This window comes from Acinetobacter beijerinckii CIP 110307 (assembly GCF_000369005.1).
GTDB classification, from domain to species: Bacteria; Pseudomonadota; Gammaproteobacteria; order Pseudomonadales; family Moraxellaceae; genus Acinetobacter; species Acinetobacter beijerinckii.
Map to the genome: position 1 here is coordinate 426,870 of NZ_KB849764.1, position 21,970 is coordinate 448,839.

A 21,970-nucleotide genomic window follows, 5' to 3' on the forward strand; every position below is an offset into this window, starting at 1 on the left:
TAAAAACACGCACTTACATTTTAAAAATGTAAATGCGTGCACATGTTTATTGGTTAAAATTACAGACCAGATCGGATCATATAATCAAAAGCGGAGAGTGAAGCTTTTGCACCTTCACCAGTGGCAATGATAATTTGCTTGTATGGCACTGTGGTACAGTCGCCCGCAGCAAACACACCTTTAACATTGGTTTCATTACGATCATTGATCACAATCTCACCACGATTACTCAGTTCAACCGCACTGTTCTTTAAGAAATCCGTGTTTGGTAATAAACCAATTTGCACAAAGATTCCAGCAAGTTCGACAGTGTGTTCAACATCTGTGGCACGATCTTTATATTTCAATGCAGTGACCTGAGCACCATCACCGACCACTTCCGTACTCAATGCATTTAAGATCACGGTGGTATTTGGCAAACTGTTTAATTTATCTTGCAACACTTGGTCAGCACGAAGTTTGGTATCAAACTCAACCAAAGTCACATGCTCCACAATCCCTGCAAGATCAATTGCAGCTTCGACACCAGAGTTACCACCACCAACCACCGCAACACGTTTGCCTTTGAATAATGGACCATCACAGTGTGGGCAGTACGCAACACCACGAGTACGGTATTCAGCTTCACCCGGTACATTCATTTCTCTCCAACGTGCACCTGTTGAAAGAATGATGGTTTTAGATTCAAGCTTGGCGCCATTTGCCAATTCAACTTCAACCAGACCATTCGCCGTTTGATCAGCACCAGTGATCTTGCTGACACGTTGCAAGTTCATGATATCCACGCCGTATTCACGAACATGCGCTTCCATATCTTGAGCAAACTGAGGACCCACGGTTTTTTGAACAGTGGTGAAGTTTTCAATATCCATGGTATCCATGACTTGACCACCAAAGCGTTCAGCCACGATACCTGTTTTAATGCCTTTGCGTGCTGCATAGATTGCTGCTGTACCGCCTGCAGGACCACCACCAATTACCAACACATCAAATGCATCTTTGGCATTGATCACTGCTGCATCTTTCTCAGCAGAATTGGTGTCCAATTTCGCTACGATTTCTTCCAAAGTCATACGACCTTGACCAATATGTTGATTATCTTGGAAAACCATGGGTACAGCTAAGATTTTACGTTCTTCAACTTCATCTTGGAAGAAACCACCATCAATCATGGTCGCGGTGGTATTTGGATTATTAATCGCAATCAAGTTCAAAGCTTGAACCACATCTGGACAGTTATGGCAGCTCAAAGAGACAAACACATCAAAATTTGCAGTTAAGTTTAAACCTTTGATTTGATTAAGTACTTCATCAGATACTTTAGGCGCATAACCTGAGACTTGTAATAATGCCAAGATCAAAGAGGTAAACTCATGTCCCATTGGTAAACCAGCAAAGAACACACGTGGTTGTTCACCTGCTTTGGCAATACCAAAACTAGGACGGCGAGCGTTTGAACCGTCAAAACGCGCCGTAACTTGATCAGAAAGTTCTGCAATTTCAGTCACGAGTTTTTTGATTTTTGCAGCTTTGTCTGATTCATCTAAAGCAGCAACCAACTCAATTGGACTTTCTAAACGTTCTAAGTAAGCTTTTAATTGCGTTTTAATATTTTGATCTAACATATATTTCTCCATATTCTAAGCAGTACAATCAGCTAAATTCTTTCAATGAGGCTATAGTACGCAAAAATACTAAATAGGTGAAACAGTATGTTTTTATTATTTCAATCGGATTTTTGAATTAAAATATCAATCTGCAAAAATTTTTGTGCAAGCAACAACATAAAAATTTGAATCGAATAAAACTTGTTATATAACTGCAATTATTTCATGGCATATATAAAGGAGCAGGAAATGGTGTTGCAACGTGGTATTTATCAGCACTACAAGGGTCGACTATATCAAGTGTTTAATGTGGCTCGCCATAGTGAAACTGAAGAGCAACTTGTTGTATATCAATGCTTATATGGTGATTACTCAATGTGGGTACGTCCATTATCTATGTTCATCGAAACTGTTGAACTTGAAGGTGGACAAATCATTCCACGTTTTAAATTAATACAAGCAACCTAATTTATGGTCTCGCTTTAAGTATTACGGAGATGAAAGATGACGAGCACGGTTTTTTTACAACGCATTGCTAATTTATACGATGAGTTTAAACAACATGATGCTCGCCAATCCGATCGTTTAAGACGTTACAGAAATATAGAAGCAGAATCTGCAAAGTTGTTGGGAATGTTGGTTCGTACTCAGCAATCCAAGCGAATTTTAGAAATAGGAACGTCGACGGGTTATTCAACTTTGTGGTTAGCTGAAGCTGCAAAAGCTGTTGGTGGTCAGGTTAAAACCTTAGAAATAAATGCATTTCGTAGTGCTCAAGCTAAAAAATACGCAGAAGATTTTGCTTTAGAAGATTTTATAGATTTTTGGGTAGGAGATGCTTGTGATTATTTAAAACAAGCAACCGAATCCTATGATTTAATTCTACTCGACGCAGAGCGTGGCTGTTATGTTAGTTATTGGCAAGATTTAAAACGTTTATTGCAATCTTCTGGAAGTACTTTGATTGTCGATAATGTTATTTCACATGCAGCAGAAGTGAAAGATTTTCTAGAATTGATTAAAGCAGATGAAAACTATATGAGTAGTATTTTAGCTGTCGGTTCAGGGCTGTGTATGGTCGTGTTGAAATAGTGATATTTTATTTAGATGTTCTAGGCGATAGTATTGCGGACTACATCCGACCATTTTATGAAACGCACGAGTAAAATTGGCAGGATTGGAATAACCTAACTCATAAGCAATATGGGTAATAGTAAAATGAGAATTTTCTAGTAAATCGATTGCACGCTCGGTACTGATTTTTTGTTTTAAAGACTGAAATTCGACACCTTGTTGCTGCAAATAGCGTTGTAAAGTTTTGGTGGAAATATTTAAGACCTTGGCACACTCAGTTAGGGTAGGCACTTGATTGGCTTGTCTTAACATCATGCTTACCCATTCAACAATTTCACCTTGATGATAAATTCTTTGAATTTGCTCCTGACAACGTTGTTCGACTACTTTCAAGCTATGCGCATCAGCCAAAGGTAAGGGAAGCGCGAGCTGTTGTCGATCAATCACGACACGAATACCTGCTATCCATGTGTAATTAAAATGAAAACCAGCTTTAACTAATTGTAAATAACGTTCGGCATAAACAGGTTCAGGTACACTCAAATGAATCTGGTAGCGCTGGAGTTGCTGTCCCGCAAGTTCTAATAAACTGTAATAGAAACCGACAGCAATCGCCTCAATATGAAAGTTCAAACATTGTTTATTCATTTGTAAAATCGGTTCGAATAAAAGCTCAACTTTTTGCGGATCAGATGGAAATTGAATACTCAGTTTAAAACTCGGCATGATGAGTCGAAAATATTGCGCAATTAATCTAAGGGCATGCTCTAAGTTTGGACTTGTCATAAGTGCATAACCAACCAAGCTATGTGAACTCAGTTTTAGATTTTTACCGAGTTCAAAAGCTAAATCTTCGGTATTGGGTAAACTCAGTCCCAGTTCAATAAATTGCTCAATCTGTTGAATGGATAACAGTTCAGCTTTAGAAAGTTCATTATGGAATGCGTTTAATAAATCGTTATCGTACTGGTTCGTACCAATCAAAATCTCGATTAGTCGCAAGTAATATCGTGACGGGATAACAGGAATTTGCTGCTTCTGCACAATAAAAATCCAGTAAAGTCTTAAAATGATAATATCAAGTCTTAAAATGATAATATAGAGCTGATTCAAAAGAACACAATCAATTCAAGCAAAACATGATCTGATTGATTGAGGATTTTCTAATGAATATGCATACTCAACTGGATGTAGAGCAAGCTACAACAACTTTTAAAGATAAAAAACGTCATTTGTGGCTATTGGGTTTGGCTGTACCCACCATTGCAATGGGTGGTTTAGCTGGTTACCAATTTGGTCCGAAAAAAACCAAGAAATTTTTCGCGTCTTTTGGTCCATTATTTATTCACGGTGTGATCCCAACTTTAGATAAGTTAATTGGCGAAGACACTGAAAATCCACCACTTGATGCGATTGCAGATTTAGAAGCAGATCCGTATTACGCGCGCATTGTTAAGCTGTTCATTCCATTACAATATGCAACCAATATCTATGGAACTTACTTAGCCAGTCGTAAAGGTACCTCGATTGCTGATCAGGCTTTACTTGGAACATTGGTCGGTATGGTAAATGGTATTGCCATTAATACTGCACATGAATTAAGTCATAAAAATGGTCGACTCGAACATTATTTATCGCATTTAGCATTAGCACCATCAGGTTATAACCATTTCCGTATTGAACATCCATATGGTCATCATCGTCGCGTGGCAACACCTGAAGATCCTGCATCTTCACAACTGGGCGAAACCTTTTGGAAGTTTTTACCTAGAACCGTTATTGGCAGTTTCAAATCAGCGATTGAAATTGAGAAAAATCGTTTAGAGCGTAAAAAATTACCATTCTTCTGTAAAGAAAATGAGTTGATTCATGGATGGGCAATGTCAGCAATTTATCATGCTGCCATGTTCAGTAAGTTTGGTGTTCGTTCTGTACCATTCCAAATGACACAAGCAGCGTATGCAATCACGCTATTTGAATCGGTAAATTATATTGAACATTATGGTTTGATGCGTGCAAAAAAAGCCAACGGTCAGTATGAACGTACTATGCCAGAACATAGCTGGAACAATAATAATGTCGTGACGAACTTGTTCTTGTATCAATTGCAACGTCATTCAGATCATCATGCAAATCCAACACGAAGCTTCCAGACTTTACGTCATTTTGAAGATGCGCCGCAATTACCAGCAGGTTACGGTGCGATGATTTTACCTGCGTTTATTCCATCGTGGTGGTCAAAAATTATGGATGATCGCGTTGTTGAGCATTACAAAGGCAATTTAGAGAAGATCAATGTTTACCCTAAAGCAAAACAAAAAATCTTAGAAAAATATGCAGAACAAGCAGAAATTACATAATGTGATTTAAAAATGAAAATCAGCCCTATGTGGCTGATTTTTGTATTTAAGATGCCAAAAGACAAAGTCGTTTAAAATGAAGGTCAAATTCTAAATATTTTTGAACGAAAGCTGTTTTATCTGTAGTACGCAGTAAATTATTATAAATAAACTCTGGAACAGGATGATAAAGCTCGGCTGTACCATTGTTATAGAAAATTTTTAAATAACGCGAAGAAACATCATATTTCCAAGAGGTTACAACAACAGCATTTTCCATATATTTGTCCCCATTCTAGATCGATTATTTAGTACATATCAAAAAACTCTTTTGCTTCATCATTTGACATTACTCCAAGTTATGAGGATTGACAATTCATGAATGAATTTTGCTATGAAAATATAAGTATAAGAATTGTTAAGAATTTAATAATAAATTGAAGGCTGAAATTGATTTTAGTTTTTATAAATTTTACAAAAAGAAACCACTCTAAAAAGAGTGGTTTCTTGACTGTTTTGTCAAATCTAAAGAATTAGATTTTACCAACTAAGTCGATTGAAGGAGCTAAAGTTGCTTCGCCTTCTTTCCATTTAGCAGGGCAAACTTCGCCTGGGTGGCTAGCTACGAATTGAGCAGCTTTAAGTTTACGTAAAGTTTCTGATACATCACGAGCAATTGCGTTGTCATGAATCTCAGCAGTTTTGATCACGCCTTCAGGGTTGATGATAAATGTACCACGAAGTGCTAGACCAGCTTCTTCAATATGAACATCAAAAGCACGTGTTAATTGGTGAGTAGGGTCACCGATTAATGGAAATTGAGCTTTACCAACAGCTGGAGAAGTTTCATGCCATACTTTGTGAGAGAAATGAGTGTCAGTTGTTACGATATAAACTTCTGCACCAGCTTTTTTGAACTCTTCATAGTTTTCAGCAGCATCTTCAACTTCTGTTGGGCAGTTAAATGTAAATGCAGCTGGCATGAAAATAAGAACAGACCATTTGCCTTTAAGATCTGCATCAGTTACTTGAATGAATTCACCGTTACGGAACGCATCAGCTTTAAATGGTTTAACTTCAGTATTAATTAAGCTCATCATTGTCTCCATGATTGAGGTTTTATTGAGAGGCTTAAAGCCTTACTTGTTTACGGGATCAAGAATAAATAATTTTTAGTTATTGGGGAAATAGTATTTTTACATGACTAAAATCGGAAAATTGAATGGATCAATATGAAACGATTTTCACCCAAAGATATATGCCTTATTTGACTTCACTGAGATGAAGAAAAAATGACAAAAAATCTCAAAACTAACTTGCATAACAACATGAAGTCTAAGCGTATAAAATTCAAGGGTAAAATTGAAAAAAACTAAAAAATATATAGAAAACGATAATATACGATTAAAACACCGTCTAATTTCATTATTTTTTGAGCATTGTACTTAGAATACTGTTTGTTTAAAATGCGCAATATGCCATCGAAATACTTGATCGTATTTTGTGATAAAAATTAAAACTTTATGTGCAAGATACTTTTCTTCTCATGACTAGAGTGAATTGAATACTAAAAATGACTGATCAATTAAGAGCCAAGTTTGAGAACTTAGAACTCAATGCGGGCTTAGGGAAAATAAGTGCCTTTATATCAATGTCTTTGGGTCTTTTAGGCATTTTTGGTGCGCTATGTTTTTTATTTCCGTCCGTGCTAACCATGCCAGAACTACGTCCTGTTTATTCAAAGCATTACGATATTTTTTATTTAAGCTTAATAATTGGTATTGTACTCAGTGTTATTTTTGGTGCTTTCAGTTCCATTGTTCGCCAAAATCGCTACGGTTTTTATGGACTTTGTTTGGCGCTAATTGCAGCAATTTTGGGTTGTGGTTTGATTAAAGCGCCAACTTTACCGAGTTTGCCTTTTTATGCAGGGATTGATTATTTTATATTGACGCTTGTAATTTTAGCGTTGATTTTTATTCCGCTTGAAGGCTTTTTTGCCAAGAATACTGATCAAAAAATTCTGCGAGTTGGTTGGGTGACGGATATGAAATATTTCATGTTTAGTCATGTCGGCATTCAACTTTTTACGTTTTTGACGGTGATGCCAATTCAATATTGGATTACGCATTTACCGAATAATCCAATTGTTCCTTATGTGCAAGCTCAGCCCATTTGGTTGCAATTTATAGAATTACTGATCGTAGTAGATTTTGTGGTGTATTGGCTACATCGAGCTATGCATGAAGTAGATTTTTTATGGCGATTTCATGCAATTCATCATTCAACAGAATATATGGATTGGTTAGCATCCTCACGTTTACATGTAGTTGAAGTGTTGATGACACGGTTTTTAGCAACTTTGCCTATTTTCTTACTTGGTTTTCATACATCAGCAGTGTTTGCTTACCTCATTTTTATTTCTTTTCATGCCATCTTTATTCACTCAAATGTACGTTTTCGTTTTCCCTATTTACGCTGGCTGATTGCTACACCTGAATTTCATCATTGGCATCATTCATCTGAAAAGCCTGCGATTGATAAAAACTACGCTGCATTTATTCCGCTGTATGATGTGATTTTTAAAAGTGTCTATATGCCAAATCATTTGGCAAGTGTTTATGGAACGGTAGGCTATAAAATTCCAAACAGTTTTATTAAACAATTTACGTGGCCATTTAAAAAGTATATCAAAAAACTTCGCAATCGCTTCGATCATTCATCTAAACCATAAATTTATAAAATCGACTACATCAATATTCGTATAGATTGATGTAGTTTCTTTGCATAGCAAGGCTTTAAGGCGTAAAATAGCCGATTATTTTATTTTTCAGGAAAGCTGTTCAGTGCAGAGTCATTTAAATGTAGACCAATGGGTTATGGCACGTGACCGTCACCGTTTAAATCGACTGCGCAAAGATAAAAAGACAGCAACAGCAGAAATAGAAAAGCTGATTGAGCAATCAAACCACAAAGTTAGACAACGTTTAGCGCGACTCCCAAAGATCAAACTCAATCAAGACTTGCCTGTTACTCAATATGCAGATCGTTTGATCGATGCTATTCAAAAGCATCAAGTGATTATTGTGGCTGGTGAGACGGGTTCAGGTAAAACCACTCAGCTTCCTCAAATCGCAATGCTCGCAGGTCGTGGTCTCACTGGCATGATCGGTCATACTCAGCCTCGTCGGTTGGCTGCCCGTAGCGTATCGCAACGTATTGCTGAAGAGGTAGGCGAAAAACTCGGTGAGTCGATTGGTTTTAAAATTCGCTTTAATGAGCAAGGTTCTCAGGACTCTATTGTCCGTTTAATGACGGATGGTATTTTACTGGCTGAATTGACCAACGACCGATTTTTATCTAAATATGACACGATTATTATTGATGAAGCGCATGAACGCTCTCTTAATATCGATTTCATTATGGGATATTTAAAGCAGCTTTTGCCGAAGCGCCCTGATTTAAAAGTAATCGTTACTTCAGCAACGCTAGATGTAAATCGTTTTAGTCAATATTTTAATCATGCTCCAATTTTTGAAGTGGAAGGTCGAAGTTTTCCTGTTGAGTTACGTTACCGTCCGATTTCAGAGCTTAGTATTGTCGGCAGTGATGATGACGAATTTGATGATTTTGAAGAAAACTTACCTCGTGCAGTTGTACAAGCTGTAGAAGAATGTTTTGCTGATGCTGAAAGTAAAGGTCATCCTGAATATGCGGATATTCTAATTTTTGCCAGTACAGAGCAAGAAATTAGAGAGTTACAGGAAACTTTGCAGAAATATGGTCCTCGTCATACAGAGGTTTTACCTTTGTATGCGCGTTTAGCGATTGCAGAGCAACAAAAGATTTTTAGCCCAGGTGGAAAGGGGCGACGTATCATTATCGCAACCAATGTTGCGGAAACAGCACTGACTGTACCAAATATTCGTTATGTGATTGATAGTGGTTTTGCTCGTATCTCCCGTTATAACTATCGCTCTCGTGTTCAACGTTTACCCATTGAAGCCATTTCACAAGCAGCAGCTAATCAACGTAAAGGACGTTGTGGACGTATTGCGGCGGGCGTATGTATTCGCTTATATAGCGAAGAAGATTTCCAAAGTCGTCCTGAGTTTACTGAGCCTGAGATCAAACGAACTAACTTGGCTTCTGTAATTTTACAAATGCAAAGTTTAGGGTTGGGTAATTTAGAAGACTTTGACTTTATTGAACCACCTGATTTCCGATTGGTCAATGATGGGCGTAAGCTCTTGGTTGAGTTAGGTGCATTAAATGAACGTAAGAATGATTTAACTAAAGTCGGTCAAATGATGGCGCGCATGCCGATTGATCCGCGTTTAGCACGAATGCTTATTGGTGGTGCACATTTTGGTGTACTCAAAGAAACATTAATTATTGTCAGCGCACTAGCAATCCAAGACCCACGTGAACGTCCTGCTGATAAACAAATGCAGGCGGATCAAAAACACGCATTGTTTAAAGAAGCCGATTCTGATTTCTTGTTCTATTTAAAGTTGTGGAATACGATTCAAACCAGTCCAGATACACAATCTGAGAGTAAGCGTCGTCAATTTGCACGACAGCACTTTTTAAGTTGGTTGCGGTTGCGAGAATGGAAACAAACTCATCAGCAGTTAGTTGAATTGGCTGAAGGTTTAAAACTAAGCTTTAATGAAAAATCAGCCAATTATGAAAATTTACACCGTGCGCTACTCACAGGTTTACTTTCATTTATCGCCAATAAAACGGATGAACGTAATACCTTTATGGCGGTACGCCAACAAAAAGCAAAAGTCTTTCCAGCCAGTACGTTGCATAAGACCAATACTGCTTGGGTAATGGCATTTGAGATGGTCGAAACCTCTCAAGTGTATTTGCGGACGTTGGCGAAAATTGATCCTGAATGGATTTTGTTGGCTGCTGGTGATTTATTGAAACACCACTATTTTGAACCGCACTGGTCGAAAAAAGCAGGTATCGTCAATGCCTATGATCAGATTTCATTATTTGGTTTAATCATTGAACCAAAACGTCTGGTGAATTTTGAGAAGGTTGATCAAGCTGCGGCGCATGAAATCTTTTTACGAGACGCACTCACTACTGGTAAATTGGGTATTACACCACCGTTCTTAAAACACAACTTGTTAAAACTTGAAGAAGTTGAGCGTGTTGAAGATAAATTACGTCGTCGTGATTTAGTGGTCGATGAAGAAACTATTTATCAATTTTATGCTGCCAAAGTACCGACTGAAATTGCCAGTCGCAGGAGCTTTGAAGATTGGCGTGCCACAGTTGAACCAGAACATCCACGATATTTATTTGTGGATGATGATGCGCTGTGGATGAATGATCGACCAACTACGCAGCAATTTCCTGACTATTTACATAATGGACAACTGCGATTAGCTGCGAGTTATCGTTTTGATCCAAGTCATGATGAAGATGGTGCAACGGTTAAAATTCCTGTGCAAGCTTTGCCTCAAGTGGATGAAAAGCAATGGTCATGGGGAATCCCAGGTTGGCGTCAAGATTTGATTGAGGCATTACTTAAAGCTTTACCAAAAGATAAACGTCGCAATTTAGTCCCAATTCCTGATACAGCCAAAAAGTTAATGCAGGGTGTTGATGCTGTTCACTTACGAGAGCACCTGTTTAATTACCTCGCTTTTGCTCTACGAGGCGAGCAGATTACTGAAAAAGATTTCTCGTTTGAACGTATCGATCAATACCTTGTTGCTTTTATAAAGGTGATTGATGAAAAAGGAAAGTTAATCGCGCAAGGTCGTGACTTAGATGAACTGAAAACAAGATGTCGGGTTGAAACGCATCGACCTGTTAAACAGCAGGCAGGTGAATTTCAGACTTTCCCTGAAAATTTCATTTTTGAAGCGTCACAGAAAGTGACTGGCGTTGTTGTAAAACAATATCAGGCATTAGTTCCAACCAAGCTATTTGTCGATTTAGATGTTAAAGATGAGTCAGGAGTAGTGATTCAAACCTTTAATGATCAAGCTGAAGCGATTAAGCAGCATCGTGAAGGTGTGATTCGTCTAGTGCATATGCAATTAGGCGATTTAATCCGCCAGTTGAAAAAACAAATCTCAAAACCGCTAGCCTTGGCATATTCGCCATTGGGTGATCGAGCCAAACTCGAACAAATGTTGGTGTATGCAACATTGCAAGTTTCAATTAGAGAACTTCCTAAAGACTCACAAGAATTTAATCAGCTATTAACTGAAGTAAAAAAACAATTCTTGCTAGATGGTCAAAAGGTACTTTCTGATATTACAGATATTTTTACCCAATGGCAGCAAATACGCCGTGAACTATTGCTTTTAGATCAAGGGATATTTGGACGAAGTATAGATGATGTTGAAGATCAACTGGATTTAATGTCTTTGGCGAACTTTGTATATAGCCGACCTGCTGAAATTTGGCAGGAATATCCAAGATATTTAAAGGCGTTGCTATTGCGTTTGGAGCGTTTGCCAAATAATCTACAACGTGACCTTGCTGCAATTGATGATGTCGATCCGTGGATGGACAAAGTTTTTAAATTTAAAAATGATTCTAAAATCAAAGAAATGTATTTGATGTTGGAAGAGTTTAGGATTTCTTTGTTTTCTCAACCGATGAAAACAAAGCTGCCTATTTCACCAACTAGATTACAAAAACTATGGGATCGTTTGGCAATCGGTTAAACTGGACAATGATGAAAGTTAGAACCATTCTTTACAGGAGTTTTACATGGGCATCCGTATAACAGGTACAGGTTTATTTCACCCGACAGAATCTATTTCCAATGCAGAGTTGGTTGAAAGCCTAAATGCTTATGTAGAACAATTTAATCAAGAAAATGCTGAGAAAATTGCAGCAGGCGAGATCGAAGCACTACGTGGCTCAAGCCCTGAATTTATTGAAAAAGCATCAGGTATTCAACGTCGTTATGTCGTCGAAAAATCTGGAATTCTTGATCCAAAACGTTTACGTCCACATTTGCAAGAACGTAGTAATGAAGAACTTTCACTTCAAGCGGAGTGGGGTGTCATTGCTGCGAAGCAAGCAATGGAAAATGCAGGTGTAACGGCTGAAGATATCGATGTCGTGATCTTAGCATGTTCAAATATGCAGCGTGCCTATCCAGCGGTTGCGATTGAGATTCAGTCAGCGCTTGGCATCCAAGGTTATGCTTATGATATGAATGTGGCTTGTTCTGCTGCAACCTTTGGTTTAAAGCAAGCATATGATGCGGTGAAATGTGGCGCGCGCCGTGTATTGTTGCTTAATGTCGAAATTACCTCAGGTCATTTAGATTATCGTACTCGTGATGCACATTTTATTTTTGGTGATGTCGCGACTGCTTCAATTATTGAAGAAACAGAAACTAAGTCTGGTTATGAAATTTTAGATATTCATTTGTTTACTCAATTTTCAAATAATATCCGTAATAACTTTGGTTTCTTAAATCGTAGTGAAGATGCAGTAGTTGATGACAAACTATTCCGTCAAGATGGCCGCAAAGTCTTTAAAGAAGTTTGCCCACTTGTTGCCAAAATCATTACAGCTCAGCTAGAAAAATTGGAATTGACACCTGAGCAAGTGAAACGTTTTTGGTTGCATCAAGCTAATGCGAATATGAATGAACTAATTTTAAAATTAGTTGTAGGTAAAGAAGCTGATTTAGAACGCGCACCCATTATTTTAGATGAATTTGCAAATACGTCTTCTGCGGGTGTAATTATTGCGATGCATCGTACTGGTGAACAAGTTGATAATGGTGAATATGCTGTCATTTCATCATTTGGTGCTGGTTATTCTGTGGGTTCAATCATCGTGCAAAAGCATATTGCATAATAATTATCTCTATTTAAATAAAAAACACCACAATCAAAGTTGTGGTGTTTTTTTATGTGTTCTAAGTTCTACTTAAATAAAATTGCTAAATCAATCACTTGAGGTGTGGTGTTAGTTCCGATTGTAGATGCATTTAGATTTGGTGATCCATCTACACTAATTGCTAAATTTGCTCGAGGTGTTGTTATTGTTGTATCGCTATTTAAATCAATACGATATAACACTGATGGACCAGAACCACCTGACACTGCCGCTAAAGCTAAACCATTATCGCCACCAGCAATATCAAAACCATTATCAGTGCCAAGATTAATACCTAGATTTCCAATCAGGCTCAAGGTGCCGTTATTCGGAGGATTCTGTTTAGTTAATGTTTTATTGGTTTGATCGAGATCAAATAATTCGGTAGCAAGTGTAGCTACAGGAGTTTTAAAACTGTTGGTATAAGCGGCTGCCGTTACTTGAGCACCTGAAGCACCATTAATATCACCATCTTTAATGGTGTCACCTGTATCTACATTGATTCGTAGATTTTGACCAGTATTACTGATGACACGTAATCGATCAGCGGTTGGATTGAAATCAACAGCAAAGCTGGTTCCATCCAATGCAGTAAAACTACTTCCTGCTGCTGGTTTTAATGTGCTTACTAAGCTTGCTAAGCCAGATTCAGGATTAATGGTGTATAAATTCGCTTTGTTGGTTAGTCCGTAAAGTTTACCCGAATGATCAGTTGTTGTTCTCAAACGATAGTCAATTCCAATAAATCGCTCATCAACGAGCAGACCAGTTAATGATTTTTCAGAAACTGAGTTTGGATTATTTAGAGCAAAGTTTAATAATTTATTATTCGCCGTTAAACCGAAAGCTTGCGCCGTAGAATCAGAAGCTCTTTTTAGAGCAATTCCACGAATTCCCATGGTATTAAAACTATTATTTAAATCGCTAGAAGCAAAGACGGCATCATTACTTGTTCCAACATTAGCAAGATTGATTTGAAAAAATTTATACGCACCTGATGTGAGTTTGAGTGCTGCAAATCCGATGTTACTAACTGGGTCGATGTCTAGCCCACCACCGCCATTGGTATTTATATCTGCACCAAGCGCTGCTGAAACCCCAAGTATTCCTGCATTCGCATTTTGCAAATAAATTCGATCTGAGTTTTGGTCAATGCTGTACAGTTTGGTAGAAGCAGTTCCAGCAAATGCATTGGTATAAGCTCCTGCAACTACTGCCGCTGTGTCTTCAGCTAATTTAATTGTGCCGTCAGTGATTGTAACGCCTGTATCGACATTGATTCGCAAATTTTGACCTGTATTCGATATCACACGTAAACGGTCTGCAGCAGGGTTGAAATTCACTGTGATGAGATTGGCGTCACCCATAATTTTGCTGAAAGGTGCATCATCACTTGAATCAGCAATCAACTTTCTAAGAAAGCTTGCTTTGCCTGTATTTGGGTTTAATGTATATAGGTTTCCTAACAAGCCAACGGCATACAGTTTTCCATCTTTAGGACGATAATCGATACCTACAAGTTCATCACCACTTTCTAAACCTGTGATTTTAAGATTTGAAACAATCTTATTGGGTGTTGCGCGATCAATGGAACTGATCATTCCATTGCTTGTTAAAATTAATGTATCACCAGTAATTGTATTTGTAGTTTCTGTATCGTTGTTAGAATCATTATTACAACCCAATAATATTAGGCTACCCAGAGTTGCTGCGGTCAAAGTTAATGCTCGTTTATTCATAGTCGTTTATCCTGATACATATTTTGGTTATAAGAAGCTTTTGAGAAGTATTCCCTGTTATTTATTAACTGCGAGCTTCTTGTTATTGGGTTGCTGTAATGGGTCTAGCCTTAGAAAAAAGATTTCGACTTTTATTTTTAAATGAATAATTTAAAAATCTTATATTTACTTTTGTTAGATTAAGTGGGGCAAGGTCGAAAGTAAATTAGTGTTTTTAAGTGATTTTTTCGTATTTGAGTTTTGAGTTGTAATTATTCACACCAACTTCACGGCAGCTAAGAAACTCTAAATTATTAAAGTAATTGTTATGAAAAAAAATATAATATTTAAAACTCAAAAATAAAAAATCGAGAGAATTTTAAAACTCTCTCGATTTCGATATATTTATTGCTTACGCTTCTACAGTTTGAACTGCAATTTTTTTCGCTGGATCGACTTTACGACGTACTGCAGGAACAGGTTCACCATGATATTGACGATCTGCAAAGTAGCTTGAGCGAACCATTGGTGCAGACCAAATGTTTCTAAAACCTAATTTACGACCATGTTCAGCATAACGCTCAAACTCTTCTGGTGTAACAAAACGATCAATCGGTGCATGCTGTTTAGAAGGCTGTAGATATTGACCAATGGTTACATAATCTACGTCATGTGCACGCAAATCATCGAGCAAAGAAATCACTTCTTCTTCAGTTTCACCAATACCAACCATCAAACCACACTTGGTTGGAATATCAGGGCAGTGTTCTTTAAACATTTTCAAAAGAGTCAAAGAATGTTGGTAGTCAGAACCTGGACGCATTGCTTTGTATAAGCGAGGCACAGTCTCGATGTTATGGTTAAAAACGTCTGGTGGACATTCAGTCATGATGCGTAAAGCAATATCCATACGACCACGGAAGTCGGGCACTAAGATTTCCAATAATGTTTTTGGACTCAACGCTCGTGCTTCTTTAATGCAATCTACGAAATGTTGAGCACCACCATCTAAAAGATCATCACGGTCTACTGAGGTAATAACTGCATATTTCAAACCCAAGTTTGAAATCGTTTCAGCCATGTGACGTGGTTCATCAGCATCGAGTGCATTTGGTCGACCATGTGCAACGTCACAGAAAGGACAACGGCGAGTACAGATATCGCCCATAATCATAAAAGTCGCAGTACCACCACCAAAACACTCTGGAAGGTTAGGGCAGGCAGCTTCTTCACAAACAGTATGGAGTTTTTGCGAACGTAGAGTTGTTTTTATACGCTGAACCTCTTCAGGTGCAGTCATTTTGACGCGAATCCAGTCTGGTTTACGAGGTACTTCAACCGTAGGTATAACTTTTACAGGAATTCTAGCGACTTTTTCTGCGCCACGAAGTTTTATGCCCTGTTCAGGTTTACGGTGTTCAGACATCTTATTTTCTACAACCTATTACTTGAGATATTGGATTATTATAGTCAAATTTACAGGTTTATAGGATGAAATAGGTATTCATTTTGAAAATGTGAATATATAAAAATATATGGTTGAGAAATACATCAACCCATAGCATATTAGTTATCATATATATAAGTAAACAGCGAACAGATAAAGGAGCTTTGAATGCCACGTAAGAAAGAGGTCGTTGGTGGGAATGTTGTAAAATTTGATGCAGTCATTCTCGGTTCTGGCCCAGCTGGTGAAGGCGCGGCAATGAAGCTAGCTAAAGCAGGTAGAAAAGTAGCAATCGTTGATGTGCGTGATCAACTCGGTGGTAATTGTGCACATGTCGGTACAATCCCAAGTAAAGCATTGCGTCAAACCGTTTCAAGTATTATTCGTTATCAACGTGATCCGATGTTTCAAAAAGTGGGTGAATGGAAGCAATTCACTATGAAACAGGTATTACGCAACGCACATAAAGTGATTCAACAGCAAGTTGACACGCATACACGTTTTTATGATCGTAATAAGATTGATGTTTTTCATGGTCGTGCATATATCCAAGACAAAAATACGGTTTTAATTTTTGGTCAGGATGGTATTAAAGATACGATTATTTGTAAGCAAATTGTGATTGCAACGGGTAGTCGTCCTTATCAACCGCAAGGACTGGATTTTAATCATCCGCGTGTCTTTGATTCAGACAAGATTCTTGATCTGGATTATTCAATTCAAAAAATTATTATTTATGGTGCTGGTGTTATTGGTTGTGAATACGCATCGATTTTCATCGGTTTAGATCATAAAGTTGATTTAATTAATACGCAGCAAAAATTATTGAGCTACCTCGATGATGAAATTGCAGATGCATTGTCTTATCACTTACGTGAACAAGGTGTGCTAATTCGTCACAATGAACAAATTGATCGCCTAGAAACCTTTGATGATCATGTGGTATTACATTTGCTTAGTGGTAAGAAAATTAAAGCTGATGCCATCTTATGGTGTAACGGTCGTTCGGGTAATACGGATGGTTTAGGACTCGAGAATGTAGGTCTTGTACCAAACAATCGTGGTCAGTTGATGGTGAATGATCAATATCAGACTGAGGTTGATAATATATTTGCTGCTGGTGATGTGATTGGTTGGCCATCACTTGCATCTGCTGCTTATGACCAAGGACGTTGCGCTGGCGCAAATATGGTTGGTGAAAAGAATGTTAAACCCATTAAAGACGTGCCAACAGGAATTTATACCATTCCTGAAATTTCGTCGATTGGTAAGACAGAGCAGGAACTAACTGAAGAAAAGGTTCCTTACGAAGTTGGACAAGCATCATTCCGCCATCTTGCTCGCGCACAAATTACGGGTGATACGGTAGGTGAATTAAAGATTCTGTTCCATAGAGATACTTTAGAGGTATTGGGTATTCACTGTTTCGGTAACAATGCGGCTGAAATTATCCATATTGGCCAAGTTGTGATGCATAGCCCAAACAATACATTAAAGTACTTTGTTGAAACGACATTCAACTATCCAACCATGGCAGAGGCTTATCGCGTGGCTGCTTTAAATGGGATAAATCGTCTATTCTAAAATTTATAGTCCTTGTATGATCAAAATGCCAATCGATCTGATTGGCATTTTGCTGTTTCATGAACAATAAAAGGTTAAATATGAAAATTCAAAAAAATAATTTAATAATCGTTGTTGTGATTGTTATTTTGATGACTGTTTATTTAGGTTTGGACTTAAAGCAGCAAGATCAAATCACTGATAAGTCACAAACAGAGCAGAGCAACACAGCAGTTTCAATCTCTGATGATCAGCATAAGATCATGCAGGCTTATCAACAGCAAAGCAGCAATATTCAAGTTCAAGGGCACGGTGTAGTAAAAGCAATTCTTCCTGATGATAATGATGGATCTAGACATCAAAAAATGATTCTCAAGTTAGAGAATGGTTTAACTATTTTAATTGCTCACAATATTGATTTGGCACCCAGAATAGAAGGGTTAAAAAAAGGTGAAACTGTTGAGTTTTATGGTGAATATGAATATAGCCAAAAGGGTGGTGTTATCCATTGGACGCACCATGATCCGCGTGGAAAACATATTGATGGATGGCTAAAATATCAAGGAAAAATATATCAATGATATTCTTCCTTGATAAGTTATCTGCAAGATACGCGCTAAATTAGCTTGTAAGCCCCAATTTTTGACGAGATTTCCATTTAGGTAGGACTTTAGCTAAATATGCATCCATACACCATACAGGACCAATCAAGAGAAATTGTAGATCTTTAAAGAATGAAGGTTTCTTGCCTTCAACTTTATGCCCATAGAATTGCCCAATCCAAGCGATCACAAAGACACCAATATAGAATCCTACACCTACTGGTAAGATAATAATTAACCATGCCATGACTGCTAACAATGCTGCCATTGCCACCGCTAAAACAATATCTAAGCGTGCATAAAACACTAAAGTGAGAACGAGTAGTAAAGCAGTTAGTAAGGTACTAAAATGAGCGAGAATGCCAATAATTGAAAATAAAATTGCAGGAACACAAACCCAATGAATTTTCTTGTTGCTTTGATTTTGATGACTATCACTGTATTCATCAAACCATTCATCGATTGATTTCATTGTGCTCTCCGTACTTTGATAATTTTTATCCATTCAATATACCGAAGATGACCCTAAGCGTCAAAATGAATCAAACCAATTTTTATAATCATTAAAAAACAAAAAACCACACTAGGTGGCTTTTTCATTTAAGCTTGTAATTTATGAGTTAGGTCCATCAACACGTTCGATGCTGACATTACCTGTACCTGAACTAGACATTCCAAGTTGCTTAGCAGCACCATAAGATAAATCTAATACACGGTTACCATGGAAAGGGCCACGGTCATTTACTTTTACAACTACGCTTTTACCATTATCTTTATTGGTAACGCGGATGTAACAGTTTAAAGGCAGACTACGGTGAGCAGCGGTCATCGCATTCATATCGAATGTTTCACCACTCGCCGTTTTACGACCGTGGAATTGACGACCATACCAAGATGCAACACCATTTTGGCTAAACTTACGCACAGTGTTAGATGCAACTGCATTCAGTTTTTCAATCACTGAAGGCTCTTCTTCAGGGATATCGATTTTTGCTGCAATCGTCTGGCGACGTACTTGGTCACCTGAACGCTCAGTGATTGAAAGACTATTAACGTTAGAAAAACGAGAATTAAAATTTTGAGAATCTTTACTCAAAACGCGGGCAGCTAAATTAGAACCTTCCACATCATTAGTAAGTGATGAAGACTGAACCATTTCAGCATGTAACGGGCTTAAACTTAAGCCTGCCGTCAGCGCTATAATATATTTTAGCGAAAACTGCATTGTATAAACTCCTAGAGAACATGCTTTTCTATTTCAATAAATACTCTGAAATATAGTGCACATGTCTAATTATTCACTTTTGCAATTACTTTAACTTGGGTGGATAATATTCATCGCTTACGAAGTGTGTCTAGTCTTTAACGATAAATAGTTACAAAAAGGGTAAAAACTTACAGTTTTGGATTAAAAAATAATCAATATTGTAACAATTTATGTATTTTGCTGAATATATATACTTTTATGCGAAGAAAAAGATTGACTTTTTGGTTGTGTATAAAAAAGCTAGCCTAACGGCTAGCTACTTCTGTGCCTAATAACCATACTGCTGTCGCATACATACGGCTTTTATTGTAGGTCGTAATCACTTGGAAATTTGGATAAGTGATGTAGTAAATTGGACCGAATTGATCTTGTAATTGAATGACATTCACTAAGTCTAAATCATCAATTTTTACCACTGGATCTATGGGTGCAACACCCAATCTTTTTAATTCACCATAAGGTCGTGGTTGAGTCAAATCTTTTGCAATGATGCTATCTGGATTATTGCCAAGATACCGAGCGGGGAAGCCGATTGGACGGTCACGTTCCCAACCATACTGAGCTAAATAATTTGCAATAGAACCAATGGCATCGGTGGCAGAATTTCTTAAATCAATGTGCCCATTGTCATCATAATCGACACCTAATTTTTGAATATTACTTGGCATAAATTGTGGATAACCAATCGCACCAGCATACGATCCAACAATACTATTTGTTGGATAGCCTTCTTTATATGTCCATGAGATTAATGCAGCAAGCTCATCACTAAAATATTCTGCTCGGCGTGGATAACCAAAGGCTAAAGTTGCTAATGCGTCACGAGTGATGAATGAGCCTTTATTTGCTCCATAACCTGTTTCAACCCCCAATATTCCTAAAATAACCGCTTTAGGGACGCCATACTGTTGTTCTGCGCGATTCAGTACATCTTCATATTGGTTTTTGAAACGAATACCACGTTGAATGGTACCTTCAGCTAAAAACATCGAACGATACTCGTACCAAGGCTTACTTTCACCTGGGCGAGTCATAATGTTTAAAATATTAGGTAAGTTGCGTGCACCACTCATTGCGGCATCGACTTGCTCACTGCTTAAACCATAAGTGCTCATGGTTTTTTGCTTGAAGTTAGCGTAATTAGGATCATTATAAAATTCATTTGCTTGTGCCCAATTACTGCTTAAAAATAAACTGGCACTCAAAGTCATAAATTTAAAAGTTTTATTTAAAGTTGGATGAAACATATGTTTATAAAATTCCTCGTTATCGATGCGTATGAATAGACATAACCAGTCCAAAAGTTGACATAAGAGTAATAATTGCAGTTCCACCATAACTCATGAACGGCAAAGGCACACCTACTACTGGTAAAATACCACTGACCATACCTGCATTTACAAATACATAAACAAAAAATGACAAACCAAAGGCACCTGCAACCAAACGACCATAGTTATGGAAGCTTTGTAAACCGATTTGGAAGGTTCTAAAAATAATTGCACAATAAAGAAGAATGAGTAGGGTGACACCAATCAGTCCAAACTCTTCTGAATATGCAGCAATAATAAAATCTGTATGACCTTCAGGTAAAAAGTGAAGGTGTGATTGAGTACCTTCCAAAAAGCCTTTACCTGAAAAACCACCTGAGCCAATTGCAGTTTTTGATTGGATAATATTCCAGCCTGTACCAAGGGCATCGGCTTCGGGATCTAATAGTGTTAAAACACGCTGCCGTTGATAATCATGTAGTAGAAATTGCCAAGCGATAGGAATAATAATTGCCACCACTCCAGCAGCAGCAGCAATGAGTTTCCACGATAGTCCACTTAAAAACAGTACAAAAATACCGCTTGCAAGCACAAGTAAAGATGTTCCTAGATCGGGTTGTTCTGCAATTAATAGAAATGGCACGACAATCAGCATCAAGGACAAAATGACTTGAGTGAAACTTGGAGGTAGAGCTTTGCGCGATAGGAACCAAGCTACCATCATTGGCATGCCAATTTTCATAAATTCACTGGGCTGTACACTACCAAAACCAGGAATATCGATCCAACGCTGTGCCCCCATACGAACTTCACCAAAAATCACTACTGCGATAAGTGACAATACGCCGAAGATATAAAAGTATGGTGAAAAGGCTTGATAAACTTTTGGTGGAATTTGGGCAAGTCCAAACATTACCACAAAACCAATTCCGAAACTCATGGCTTGTTTACTGACTAGACCAACATCTTGAGCGGAGGCGCTATATAAAACAGTCAGTCCAAGTATTGCATTTAGAACTAAAAAAAGACAAAGCCATGGATCTATATGGAGTTGTTGCCAACGAGAAGGGTGGTTAGCTGTGCTCAAGCCATCACGTGGTGCTTGGCGTAAAAATTTGTACTGTGAGCTTGGGGCCATGCGATTCTAAATCAACTCAATCAACGCTTCGCGAATGCTAACATAAACCCTGATTTAGACAATGCAAAT

The 21,970-nt window shown here is 37.8% G+C and carries 18 protein-coding genes; 8 read left to right on the forward strand and 10 right to left on the reverse strand.

The genetic code is table 11. The features are described 5' to 3' along the window. Positions 1–59: 59 nt before the first annotated feature. On the reverse strand, positions 60–1,625 hold the full coding sequence (gene ahpF, locus F933_RS03610; RefSeq protein ID WP_005058585.1) for an alkyl hydroperoxide reductase subunit F: 1,566 nt from the start codon (positions 1,623–1,625) through the stop codon (positions 60–62). Between the two features lie 231 nt (positions 1,626–1,856). On the opposite strand from ahpF, the gene F933_RS03615 reads away from it, so the two are divergent. Both F933_RS03615 and F933_RS03620 read left to right on the forward strand, forming a co-directional pair. Further along, positions 1,857–2,075, forward strand: a complete 219-nt coding sequence (locus F933_RS03615; RefSeq protein WP_005058587.1) for a DUF1653 domain-containing protein — start codon at positions 1,857–1,859, stop codon at positions 2,073–2,075. 36 nt (positions 2,076–2,111) lie between these two features. Beyond that, complete coding sequence (locus F933_RS03620) at positions 2,112–2,699, forward strand: O-methyltransferase (protein ID WP_005058590.1); 588 nt, start codon at positions 2,112–2,114, stop codon at positions 2,697–2,699. Here the strand turns inward: F933_RS03620 and F933_RS03625 are convergent. Beyond that, positions 2,670–3,725 (reverse strand): helix-turn-helix domain-containing protein, encoded by a 1,056-nt coding sequence (locus F933_RS03625; protein WP_005058592.1) that lies wholly within the window; start codon positions 3,723–3,725, stop codon positions 2,670–2,672. The two genes, F933_RS03620 and F933_RS03625, sit on opposite strands and share 30 nt — an antisense overlap. Positions 3,726–3,847: 122 nt before the next feature. Between F933_RS03625 and F933_RS03630 the strand changes: the two genes are divergently transcribed. After that, positions 3,848–5,041 (forward strand): alkane 1-monooxygenase, encoded by a 1,194-nt coding sequence (locus F933_RS03630; protein ID WP_005058594.1) that lies wholly within the window; start codon positions 3,848–3,850, stop codon positions 5,039–5,041. A 46-nt stretch (positions 5,042–5,087) separates the two neighbouring features. Here F933_RS03630 and F933_RS03635 read toward each other — a convergent pair whose 3' ends face one another. Further along, positions 5,088–5,300: a KTSC domain-containing protein gene (locus F933_RS03635; protein WP_005058596.1), complete on the reverse strand. Its 213-nt coding sequence runs from the start codon at positions 5,298–5,300 to the stop codon at positions 5,088–5,090. Positions 5,301–5,553: 253 nt separating this feature from the next. After that, entirely contained in the window at positions 5,554–6,117 is a 564-nt protein-coding gene (ahpC, locus tag F933_RS03640; protein WP_005053538.1) for an alkyl hydroperoxide reductase subunit C, read from the reverse strand. Positions 6,118–6,593: 476 nt separating this feature from the next. Between ahpC and F933_RS03645 the strand changes: the two genes are divergently transcribed. The 3 genes from F933_RS03645 (at position 6,594) to F933_RS03655 (ending at position 12,874) form a co-directional block, all read left to right on the forward strand. Beyond that, positions 6,594–7,754: a sterol desaturase family protein gene (locus F933_RS03645; RefSeq protein ID WP_005058597.1), complete on the forward strand. Its 1,161-nt coding sequence runs from the start codon at positions 6,594–6,596 to the stop codon at positions 7,752–7,754. A gap of 112 nt (positions 7,755–7,866) precedes the next feature. Next, entirely contained in the window at positions 7,867–11,721 is a 3,855-nt protein-coding gene (hrpA, locus tag F933_RS03650; RefSeq protein ID WP_005058599.1) for an ATP-dependent RNA helicase HrpA, read from the forward strand. 46 nt (positions 11,722–11,767) lie between these two features. Continuing rightward, complete coding sequence (locus tag F933_RS03655; protein WP_005058602.1) at positions 11,768–12,874, forward strand: beta-ketoacyl-ACP synthase III; 1,107 nt, start codon at positions 11,768–11,770, stop codon at positions 12,872–12,874. A gap of 68 nt (positions 12,875–12,942) precedes the next feature. Here the strand turns inward: F933_RS03655 and F933_RS03660 are convergent, their stop codons facing one another. Both F933_RS03660 and lipA read right to left on the reverse strand, forming a co-directional pair. Continuing rightward, positions 12,943–14,634, reverse strand: a complete 1,692-nt coding sequence (locus F933_RS03660) for a DUF4394 domain-containing protein (protein WP_005058603.1) — start codon at positions 14,632–14,634, stop codon at positions 12,943–12,945. A 391-nt stretch (positions 14,635–15,025) separates the two neighbouring features. Next, positions 15,026–16,039, reverse strand: a complete 1,014-nt coding sequence (gene lipA / locus F933_RS03665) for a lipoyl synthase (RefSeq protein ID WP_005058606.1) — start codon at positions 16,037–16,039, stop codon at positions 15,026–15,028. Between the two features lie 189 nt (positions 16,040–16,228). On the opposite strand from lipA, the gene sthA reads away from it, so the two are divergent. Next, positions 16,229–17,644: a Si-specific NAD(P)(+) transhydrogenase gene (sthA, locus tag F933_RS03670; protein ID WP_005053550.1), complete on the forward strand. Its 1,416-nt coding sequence runs from the start codon at positions 16,229–16,231 to the stop codon at positions 17,642–17,644. 80 nt (positions 17,645–17,724) lie between these two features. Then, positions 17,725–18,204, forward strand: a complete 480-nt coding sequence (locus tag F933_RS03675; protein WP_005058608.1) for a DUF3465 domain-containing protein — start codon at positions 17,725–17,727, stop codon at positions 18,202–18,204. A gap of 40 nt (positions 18,205–18,244) precedes the next feature. Here F933_RS03675 and F933_RS03680 read toward each other — a convergent pair whose 3' ends face one another. The 4 genes from F933_RS03680 to rodA form a co-directional block, all read right to left on the reverse strand. Beyond that, positions 18,245–18,697, reverse strand: coding sequence for an Mpo1 family 2-hydroxy fatty acid dioxygenase (locus F933_RS03680; RefSeq protein ID WP_005058610.1), 453 nt, complete (start codon positions 18,695–18,697; stop codon positions 18,245–18,247). Between the two features lie 141 nt (positions 18,698–18,838). Continuing rightward, positions 18,839–19,450 carry a septal ring lytic transglycosylase RlpA family protein gene (locus tag F933_RS03685; protein ID WP_005053557.1) on the reverse strand — a complete coding sequence of 204 codons (612 nt, stop codon included), beginning with the start codon at positions 19,448–19,450 and terminating at the stop codon, positions 18,839–18,841. Between the two features lie 287 nt (positions 19,451–19,737). After that, positions 19,738–20,739 carry a lytic murein transglycosylase B gene (gene mltB, locus F933_RS03690; RefSeq protein WP_005058612.1) on the reverse strand — a complete coding sequence of 334 codons (1,002 nt, stop codon included), beginning with the start codon at positions 20,737–20,739 and terminating at the stop codon, positions 19,738–19,740. A 19-nt stretch (positions 20,740–20,758) separates the two neighbouring features. Then, on the reverse strand, positions 20,759–21,901 hold the full coding sequence (rodA, locus tag F933_RS03695; protein WP_005058614.1) for a rod shape-determining protein RodA: 1,143 nt from the start codon (positions 21,899–21,901) through the stop codon (positions 20,759–20,761). Positions 21,902–21,970: the final 69 nt, after the last annotated feature.